Raw genomic sequence first — 10,156 nt, 5'->3', positions numbered from 1 at the left:
CCCAGTATATATTTTTTAAAATTTATTAGAATAAAATTCATATATTGGGAAATATTAATAGTAAATAAATAATTGTTGCTATAAAGTAGAAATTATCTTTAAAAGCACAAATTGATTTACAGTCTCACATTTTCTACTCTATTTTATATAATTTCTAACAACTTAATAAAAATGCTTTAATTGTTTTAACTTACTTGGATGTCTTAATTTTCTTATTGCTTTAGCTTCTATTTGTCTTATTCGCTCTCTAGTAACTCCAAATACTTTTCCAATCTGTTCTAGCGTCTTAGGGTCATCATCATCAATTCCAAATCTCATTCTTAAAACTTGCTGCTCTTGTTCTCCAAGACCTGTAAGCAATTCTTCGATTTTTTCTTTTAAATTATGCTGTTCAACTTCATGTATTACAACATCCTTAAAATCAGCATCTGATGGTATAAATTCAACTAAACTACTATCCTCATCTTCTTTCAATGGAGTATCCAAAGATACAACATTTTTATCTCTTCTTAATAATTCCAATACTTTGTCAACTTCTAGACCACATGCATCTGCAATCTCATCCACAGTTGGCTCTCTTAATAATACATTTAAAAGTTCTTGTTTCTTTTTCTTTACAAAATTTATTCTCTGATGAAGATGTATAGGTATCCTAATAGTATTTTCGCAATCATCGATATATCTTGTTATGCTTTGTTTTATCCACCAAGTTGCATAAGTGCTAAATTTATATCCTTTTTTATAATCGTATTTTTCTACAGCTTTTATAAGTCCTATATTTCCTGCTTGAATTAAATCTAGCATATCAATACTATCTCTTTTATACCTCTTTGCTATACTAACTACCAACCTATAATTTGAATTTATAAACTTTTCCTTTGCTACTGAAGATGAGTTGATTATTTCCTTAGCCAGCTCTACCTCTTCCCCTGCTGACAACATTTTGTATTCCTCAATTTCCTTTAAATACATTTTCATCGCATTTGACACATTTGATGAACCCACACAAATATAATTTTCATAATTATTTTCTTTTTTAGTATCCATAATCAAACCCCTTCTATTCATAGAATTTGCTAAAACAAAAATAAATAATTTAAACCTATATAATCTACAATTACATAATATCTCTTTCTTCAAATAAATTGTTTTGTATATTATGTATACAAAGTTATAAAAACTATACCTAATTAATATTATTCTACTTCTGACACCAATATCCTCCTTATATATATAATTTATTTTATTATATCTTGTTATATTCTTAGTTTTTAGAATGATATATGTCTAAAAAAAGACTGTTTACTAAACAGTCTTTTTTAATATATATGCTTGATATTTAATTTTCATGATGATTACATCCGCATCCACAATTTTCATCATGGTGATGATGTTCTTCTAAATCTTTTACTTGTTGTTCCATTTCATTAAACTCTTTTACCATTATATCATAAGTTGGAAGAGCTGCCTCAGTATCGTATTCTTCGCCTCTCCAATCAGCATACATCATAGCATCACCATTAGTTAAAACCAACCTACCTGACATAGTTATATTATCCACTTCTTCTAAAAATTCTATTTGTTTTTGTAAAACTTCTCCTTCTAACTCCACATCTTCATCTAAACATTGAACTATCATTACAGGTGCATAATAATCTTCTTCGTCTTTAACATTTACAACAATATCTAAAATTCCTTCTGCACCTTCTTCAAATTCTGCTAACTCAACATTTGTATCAATCATATCTTGAGGTACCAACAAATCTTCTATTAAATATTTTATTACTCTATCTTTTACTAATTCCTTTGACATTTATATTTCTCCTTCCGATTCTATAACATTATCATAATCATTTCTATATTATAGTATACTACATTAATTGTTTTTTCAATCTCTTAAAAAAATTATTTTTTATTATCTTCCTTATATTGCCTTTTTTATTACAATGTTGTAATCGCATTGATTTAAAAAATAGTTTATATTTAGTATAATAGAAATATAGTACATATTTTTATTATATATATTAGTAAAAATAGATTGAAAATGTAATGTATGTTAAATCTAGGAGGAATATTATGAAGTTTAAAAAACAAATTAGTTCTATTATTGTATCTACCATGCTTGTACTTGGAAGTATTAATCTTTCTTATGCAGATGGTACAAATGTAGTTACACTTGGGGCTAACTTATCAGAATCTCAAAAGCAGCAAATGCTTAATTACTTTGGAGTAAAAAAAGACCAAGTCTTAGTTTTAGATGTAACAAATGCAGAAGAAAGACAGTACTTACAAGGTGTTGCAACAGAAGGTCAACTTGGAAAAGTTACTATATCTTGTTCATATGTTGAACCTACTAAAAAGGGAAATGGAATTAATGTTAAAACAGCAAATTTAACTTGGGTAACTAGCTCAATGATTGCTTCAACACTTACAACAGCTGGTCTTGAAGATGCAAATGTTATTGCTGCTGCTCCATATCCTGTAAGTGGTACTGGAGCATTAACGGGAATCATGAAAGCATTTGAAGATGCTTCAGGAAAGAAACTTGATGAAACAAAAAAAGAGATTGCTTCTGAAGAATTGGTAGTTACAGGTGACTTAGGAGATGATATAGGTCAAGAAAAAGCAACTGGTGTAATGAATGATATAAAAACAGAAATTGTAAAAAATGGTACAAAGGATACCAATCAAATAGCAAATACAATAAATAATGTTGTAAACAATTACAATATTACTATTACACCAGAACAAAAAGAACAAATTAAAGGTGTAATGAAAAAAATAGCTGACCAAGATTATGATTATAATAACATGAAAAATACATTAGATAATGTATCAGATAATGTAAATGAGCAATTAAAGAAATTAGGTGAAAGTGTTAAAGGTTCTGGTATACTAGATACTATTGGCGGATGGTTTAGTGGAATAGGAGACTGGTTCTCTGGTTTATTCTCAGGCAGAGATAAAAAAGATTTAGGAATCTTAAATAACACTAATGATAAATCTCTTGGCTCTGATGCTGTAATAAACTCTACAGAAGGTGTTCAAATAAATCCACAAGATAACACTGGTTCTAATAATGACAATGATACAAATAAATCAGAAAATAATAATGATAGTAATAATGAAAATAAAGATGCTTCTCAGTCAGGTCAAAATGACACAACAAATAATTCAGAAAATCAATCAAATAATGATGACTCAGTTGGTTTCTTTGAAAAAATAAAAAATTGGCTTTCAGGCTTATTTTAAAAATTAAGTAAATAAAAAGAATTGCCTAAAATAGAAAGTTTCTATAAAAGGCAATTCTCTTTATTTGCAATAAATTTTTATTAATCACTCATCTTTTTAGATTTTTCTATGCATGCACATATTGCTTTTATCACAGAAGCTCTAAAACCTTCTTCTTCAAGTACTTTAACTGCCTCTATAGTAGTTCCACCAGGTGAACATACCATATCTTTTAACTCACCAGGATGCTTTCCTGTCTCAAGTACCATTTTTGCAGAGCCCATAACTGCCTGTGATGCAAACTTATATGCTTGTTGTCTTGGCATCCCTGCAATTACTGCTGCATCTGCTATAGCTTCTATAAATAAAAACACATATGCTGGTGCAGAGCCACTGGCTCCAATTACTGCTTCTATAAGATATTCTGGTACTACTTCAGTATTTCCAAAAGAATTAAATACTTCTGTAACCACTTTTAAATCTTCATCGTTTATATTTTTATTTATAGAAAGTGAAGACATAGCTTCATTTACAAGAGCTGGAGTATTTGGCATAGTTCTAACTATTTTTTTATCTCCCCCTATAATTGACTCTATATCTTTTATGGATTTTCCTGCTGCTATTGTAACTATAATTTTACTGTCATCTATAAAATCTTTTATATCTTTTAAAATATCATCATATATATCTGGTTTAACAGCCACAATTACTATATCAGAGGTTCTAGTTACTTCCTTTGAATCTTTTGTAGTATTTATTCCAAAACTTGCATGTATTCTATCAAGAGTTTCTTGACTGTATGCTGATGCTATAACCATATTAGGTTCAACTAATTTTGAATTTACTATTCCCCCTATCATAGCGCTTGCCATATTTCCTGCACCTATGAATCCAATTTTTTTCACTTTAGTACCTCCTTATTAGCTAACATTTAAGCTTCTTTAACTGTATCAGATTTCTCAAATGGATTTGGTACACTTACCACCAAAATTTTCACTAATTTATTAGTATAGTTAACCCAATTATGATTGTTCTTTTCACTATTATAGTGTATTGTATCTCCTGGATACATTTCTATTTGCTCATCCCCCAAAAACACTGTAAGAACTCCCTCTAATACATACACAAACTCCTCACCGTTATGTACGTAACAACAAATTTCTTCACTACTCTTACTTGGAAGAATCTCAATCAATCTCGGTAGCATTGTTTTTTCCTTTAAATTAGATGATAAATGATAATGTATAAATGTTGAATTTTCTACATCAAATACCTCTTTTTCATAACTTCTTAATACAGCTCTTTTATGCTCTTTTGGCTTCATAAAAAAGTAAGTTAATTCTACATCTAATACACTTGCTATTTTTCCTAAGGAATCTGTTGCTACACTTGTCAATCCTCTTTCAAGTTGTGATAAAAAACCAATTGATAAGTTTGTTTTTTCACTCATATCCTTCAGTGTCATTTGTTTTTGAGTTCTAAGTTGCTTTATTTTTGCTCCTATGTCCTTATTCAAAACCATCACCCCTAAATAATTTTAATTTTTTCATAATATAAATATAAAAATATAAATATAGGCTGTTTAACCTATTTTTATTTCATTTAGAAAAATTTTTTATTAGTATTACTATAATTTATTAATCTTTTTTGTCTATATTTTTTCGATTATTTAGATTTATTTTTCACACATTTCTAGTTAATTTTACCAATTAAATATACATTTTTTACAAGTATGGTTTTTTTCTAATAAAACTTAAATTATTTATGTAATTAAATTTATTATCAAAATGATTCATAATAGTATATTAATCCCATAAATATACTTTAATCTAATAAATATATCTAAATTATATTTTATGTGTGGCAGCATTCTTTAACTTTAATTGTTAAAAACTCAATTTATTATCTTACTATTTCTACACATTATTACATCCTTTAGTACAATTATAACATAATTTTACAATTTAATGATGTCTATTTAATGTCTTTTTTACTCTTCAACATCTTTTATTTTACAGTTTAATATTATATATTTTTTTAGATACATCCTTGTCAATTTTTAGGTTGTCAAGAGTTATTGAAGTGCTTTATATACATTTAAATTTCATCCTCTAATTTTTCATTTAATAAGAATTGCTTATGATAAAAAATACAATCTCATCTCAATAAGATTCTTTTAAATATATCTATATTCTAAATATATTTTCTTTTTTTGTCAAAATTTCTTCATTCTTTAATAATTAATTTATTATTTATAAAATAAACTAATTATCTGTATAAATTTTATTATTTTTAACAAAAGACATAAAAAAAATTAATTTTTATATCTTATTTCGTCAAAATACACCTTTATTTATATTAGCAAAATAATTATAAATTTATTAAGTGTATGTTTGTAAATTCATAAAGTTATTTTTATTAAACTAAAAATTCTATAAAAAAATAAGATATGTATCTATAAAAATACTTTTCCATAGATACATATCTCACCTATATCAAAATTTATTCTATGTAAAAACGCCATAGAAAGTCTTTTGCTTCTTCTGCATAATCTATATTTATACGCTTACTAGTTTTTATATCCAACTCATCTTTACTAAATACTTTTTTTCCTTCATCATCATAATAAAAATCACTTATATATAGTTCTTCACCCATTATACTCTTACTATTTAGACTTTTATCTATTTTTAAAGCCTTACAAAGTTTTCCTGGTCCATTAGTAATATTTTTTATTTGATATTTACTCAAATCATTGTAAGCTTTGTTGTATCTATTTATAGATATCTCATCTAGAGAAGTTATCGGCTCTACTCCTCTTATTAACACACACTCTGGTATATTCTCTATATTTGCTGATAAATTTAAACAGTTATACATGCCATAGATTAAATAAACATATATATGTCCACCATCTAAATATAATGGCTTAGTCCTGTCTGTTTTTTTATTACCATATACATGTGCTCCCTTATCATTTATACCCATGTATGCTTCTGTCTCTATGATTTTAGTAACAATTACTTTATTTTCATATTTCCTTATTAAATATTTACCTAATATTGATTTTGCTAAATCAATTCCATTTTTCCTAAAAAAATCCTTTTCCAAAGTTTCACCTCATAAAATTTATTTGTATTGAATTAAATACAGCTAAAATAATAAATAAAATTAACCTTATTAATCTAATACTAGTGTATAAATAATAAATTTCATATTTGTTATTTATATATATCAAAAAATTCTATCTCAAACTTTTCAATATTGTCATTGTAATTTGACTTATCATAGACCTCCTCAACAACTTCTTTAATTGGGAATATAATTTTTACATCAGTTCCTTCTCCTAACTTACTATCTATGTAAATTTCCCCATGTTGAATTTCAATCAACGATTTTGTAAGACACAGTCCTATTCCACTTCCAAATTCATTTGATATCCCACTGTTTTCAATTTGTTTAAATCGATTAAAGATGTCATTTAATTTTTCTTTGTCTATACCTACTCCAGTATCTTTTATAATTATCTCTACAGTTTCACCTTTTTTATATATACCTACAAGAATTTCTCCACCTTCTAAAGTAAATTTTATAGCATTTGATAATATATTCAGTATTATCCTTTCTATAGATTCTGGGTCAAGTCCTACCATCACAGTTTCTTCATCTGTATCAAAAATCAAATCTATTCCTTTAGATTTAGCACAACTGCTAATAGATGTCACTATTCTTTCTGTTATGTCAATAATATCAAAATTTACTGCTTTAATCTTATATATATCTGACTTAACTTGAGAAATGTTTATTATATTATCTATTAGTCTTAATAATCTAAACATATTTTGTTTAGTTGTTTTTATATGTTCTCTTAGTATATCCTGAAAATCAATTATCTTTCCTTTTTTATAAAGATTTTCGACAAGTTGAACTGAACTATATATATTATTTAAAGGTGTCTTAAGTTCATGAGATATATTAGCATAAAACTCCATCTTCATTTGGTCATACTGCCTTTGTTTTATTAATGCTTTCTTAAGTCTTTCAGACTCTCTTTGCACACTTAAATCTTTAATAATTCTCACTCTACTTCTTTTTTGTCCAAAGTATAATGTCCTTGATATCATTTTTACTTCTTTTATATGATTATTTTCATTTACTATATGAATACTCTTCTCTCTTTCTCCTATATTCAAATTGTTTATGTATTTTTTTACTAATATATTTCTATATTTTTGTGTTGTTACTCCTAATACATCACTAGAAATTCCGAACAACTCTCTGAAAGCTATATTTGTATATAGAACTCTTGATGTACTTAAATCCTCAAGAAAAATAGCCTCTGGTATAGCATCCAGTAATTTTTCATATATTATCTTTTGTTCATTTACTGTTCTCAGTATATTTATCTCTTTAGTTATATCTCTAAAGGTAAGCAATTTAAACAATTTATTATCTGACCAATAATCTCCAACTCTAATTTCTTCAACATGTTCTTCACCTTCTGAATCATACATCACAAAATTAACTATACAATTTGCTGTATCATTGTAACTCACTATTTCAGCTTTCTTTTCTTGTGTTAGATTTAATCTTTTAAATTTCCTATTATCAAAGAAATCTATATTGAAAGTTTCAAAATATTGTTCTAATGTCATATTGACTAAATCACTTGAAGTACATTTAAAACTCTTTTCATATTTCTTATTTATACTGATTACCTTATTCTTCTTTATACCACCTTCGGCACTTCTTACAAGTATCGGAGATGGAATATTTAATATAATATTTTCATAGTCTTTATTTATATGTCTTATTTCTTCGTCTATTTTGACTTCATTTGTAATATCATTTAAACTTATTAAGTAGTTGCTTTCGTCTTTATTATTACTTAAACTCAACAAATAAATTTTGTCATTTAACTCTACTGGCTTATCAATTATATTTATATCACTGTCAAATTTCTTTAATTTTTCAGCAACTTTTTCATCTTTCTTTATAAAGCTTAATATTTTATAATAATTCTTAATATCTTTTGAAAATTCATCTTTAAATTTATTATTCGTGTAACTTATATTAAAATCATAATCTGTTACTATCCATACATTTGGCATTGTATCAAGAGCCTGTCTAAGTAGCTCTTTTCTCTGGTCTATGTAGTTCTTTAATGTTCTTTGTATAATCATATCCTTTTCTATTGCTAAATTTATCTTCCCTAGTTGTTCTGATTTTTTACTTAATTTTTTATTTATTGAATCAAGTTCGTAATATGGATATACTACTCTATTATTAAGACTATATACATATACATAATAAGTGTGATTACATAATAATAAATATACTACTCCTATTAATCTATCTGTATCTACTATACTAATCTTAAAGATTGATATAAACCCTATAATAGTTGTGAAAAACACAAAATATGATAAATCTTTTATTAACTTATAGTGTTCAATTTTACTATCAAGTTTATTCAATAAATATAGCAAATTAAATAAAGATATAACAACATTAATTAATACAATAATCATATTCCAGTTGATATTACTAAAAGTATTTCTTATAAAGTAATCTAATATCACAAAAGCACCATAAAAAATTAGTACTGGACTTATTCCTATTTTTTTTACTTTAGAAATGGTTAAGTATATAAAAGTAGACATATTAATCATACTTAAATTGAGCAATACAATTTGGAATTTTTGAATTTTTAAATTCACTACTCCTAAAATACTTACAAAAACTAATACAAGACATGCTACTTTCAATATATTTATAAATTCATCTTTTTTAAAACTAGTTATATGGACTATAGAATATCCAAATATCCAAAGTAAAATTATCCTATACATATTTATAGAAACTGTGTACAAATTTATATTTAAAAGTGCAATAATCAAAAATACCCCATTAGCTAGTATATAGACCTTATTCTTACTTAAAGTTCCTTTAGATTCCATATTCCTCACCACTTCTTCATTTTTATATAGTTTTACCTATAAATATGTTACCACAATTCTTCCAAAAAATTTGTCACTTTCTAGTTATAAAAAAAAATGAGTAAATATTTTTAATTTTACTCATTTTATAGATTTTGTATATTTAATTTAGAAAGCTGGAACTATACTTCCTTTATATTCGTCTTGTATAAATTTTTTAACTTCTTTACTATTCATAGCCTCTGATAAAGCTTTAATCTTATCACTATCTTTATTATTTTCTCTACAAGCTATTATATTTACATATGGAGAATCACTTGATTCTATTACTATTGCATCCTTAGTAGGATTTAGGTTAGCTGTTAAAGCGTAATTGGAATTTATTACTGCTCCATCAACATCTTTTAATACTGTTGGTAATTGTTCTGCATTCATTTCTTTTATTTGTATATTTTTAGGATTTTTAGTTATATCTTTTTTAGTTATAAGCTCTCCATCTTTTACTTCTATCAATTTATTTTTTGCTAATAATTTAAGTGCTCTAGCTCCATTAGTTGCATCATTTGGCACAGCTATAACAGCTCCATCTTTTATTTCATCTAATGATTTAACTTTTTCTGAATAGAATCCCATTGGCTCTATATGAACTTTAGATGTATAAGTAAGTTTATATCCTTTCTCCTTCACAGTTTCCTCTAAAAATGGAATATGTTGAAAGAAGTTAGCATCCAAAGAACCTTCATCTAAAGCTGTATTTGGAAGTACATAGTCATCAAATATTTTTACTTCTAAATCATATCCTTTTTCTTTTAACAAAGGTTTTGCAACTTCTAATATCTTTGCATGTGGATTTGATGAAGCTCCTACTAGTATTTTTTTATCCTCTTTGTTTGAACAACCTACTGCTGATATTGCTATTGCTGACACCAATGCTACTGATAATAATTTCTTTAATTTCATTTTTTACTCCCCCTCTTTAAAATGTT

8 protein-coding genes are annotated in these 10,156 nt (G+C 26.0%); 1 reads left to right on the top strand and 7 read right to left on the bottom strand.

The genetic code is table 11. From position 1 onward, the window contains the following. Positions 1 to 162: 162 nt before the first annotated feature. Together KGF42_RS14450 and KGF42_RS14445 are read right to left on the bottom strand one after the other, a co-directional pair. Positions 163 to 1,047 carry an RNA polymerase sigma factor RpoD/SigA gene (locus tag KGF42_RS14450; protein ID WP_054273472.1) on the bottom strand — a complete coding sequence of 295 codons (885 nt, stop codon included), beginning with the start codon at positions 1,045 to 1,047 and terminating at the stop codon, positions 163 to 165. A 292-nt stretch (positions 1,048 to 1,339) separates the two neighbouring features. Then, positions 1,340 to 1,813 (bottom strand): type I restriction enzyme HsdR N-terminal domain-containing protein, encoded by a 474-nt coding sequence (locus tag KGF42_RS14445; protein WP_054273471.1) that lies wholly within the window; start codon positions 1,811 to 1,813, stop codon positions 1,340 to 1,342. A 263-nt stretch (positions 1,814 to 2,076) separates the two neighbouring features. Here KGF42_RS14445 and KGF42_RS14440 point away from each other — a divergent pair, with 263 nt between their 5' ends. Beyond that, positions 2,077 to 3,252 (top strand): DUF1002 domain-containing protein, encoded by a 1,176-nt coding sequence (locus KGF42_RS14440; RefSeq protein ID WP_227826562.1) that lies wholly within the window; start codon positions 2,077 to 2,079, stop codon positions 3,250 to 3,252. An 80-nt stretch (positions 3,253 to 3,332) separates the two neighbouring features. Here KGF42_RS14440 and proC read toward each other — a convergent pair whose 3' ends face one another. The 5 genes from proC to KGF42_RS14415 all read right to left on the bottom strand — a co-directional run bounded on the left by proC (position 3,333) and on the right by KGF42_RS14415 (position 10,130). Further along, on the bottom strand, positions 3,333 to 4,136 hold the full coding sequence (gene proC, locus KGF42_RS14435; RefSeq protein ID WP_227826561.1) for a pyrroline-5-carboxylate reductase: 804 nt from the start codon (positions 4,134 to 4,136) through the stop codon (positions 3,333 to 3,335). A gap of 26 nt (positions 4,137 to 4,162) precedes the next feature. Next, positions 4,163 to 4,753 (bottom strand): helix-turn-helix domain-containing protein, encoded by a 591-nt coding sequence (locus KGF42_RS14430; protein WP_413927023.1) that lies wholly within the window; start codon positions 4,751 to 4,753, stop codon positions 4,163 to 4,165. Between the two features lie 980 nt (positions 4,754 to 5,733). Beyond that, the gene (locus tag KGF42_RS14425; protein ID WP_227822064.1) at positions 5,734 to 6,342 is read right to left on the bottom strand and encodes a DNA-3-methyladenine glycosylase; all 609 of its coding nucleotides are present in this window, start codon (positions 6,340 to 6,342) and stop codon (positions 5,734 to 5,736) included. 110 nt (positions 6,343 to 6,452) lie between these two features. Then, positions 6,453 to 9,191, bottom strand: a complete 2,739-nt coding sequence (locus tag KGF42_RS14420; RefSeq protein WP_227826560.1) for a sensor histidine kinase — start codon at positions 9,189 to 9,191, stop codon at positions 6,453 to 6,455. A gap of 147 nt (positions 9,192 to 9,338) precedes the next feature. Then, complete coding sequence (locus KGF42_RS14415; protein ID WP_054273465.1) at positions 9,339 to 10,130, bottom strand: MetQ/NlpA family ABC transporter substrate-binding protein; 792 nt, start codon at positions 10,128 to 10,130, stop codon at positions 9,339 to 9,341. Positions 10,131 to 10,156 lie beyond the last annotated feature (26 nt).

It is taken from the genome of Clostridioides sp. ZZV15-6383, assembly GCF_020657735.1.
Taxonomy (GTDB): domain Bacteria; phylum Bacillota; class Clostridia; order Peptostreptococcales; family Peptostreptococcaceae; genus Clostridioides; species Clostridioides difficile_D.
This window is presented reverse-complemented; position numbering and strand designations above follow the sequence as displayed.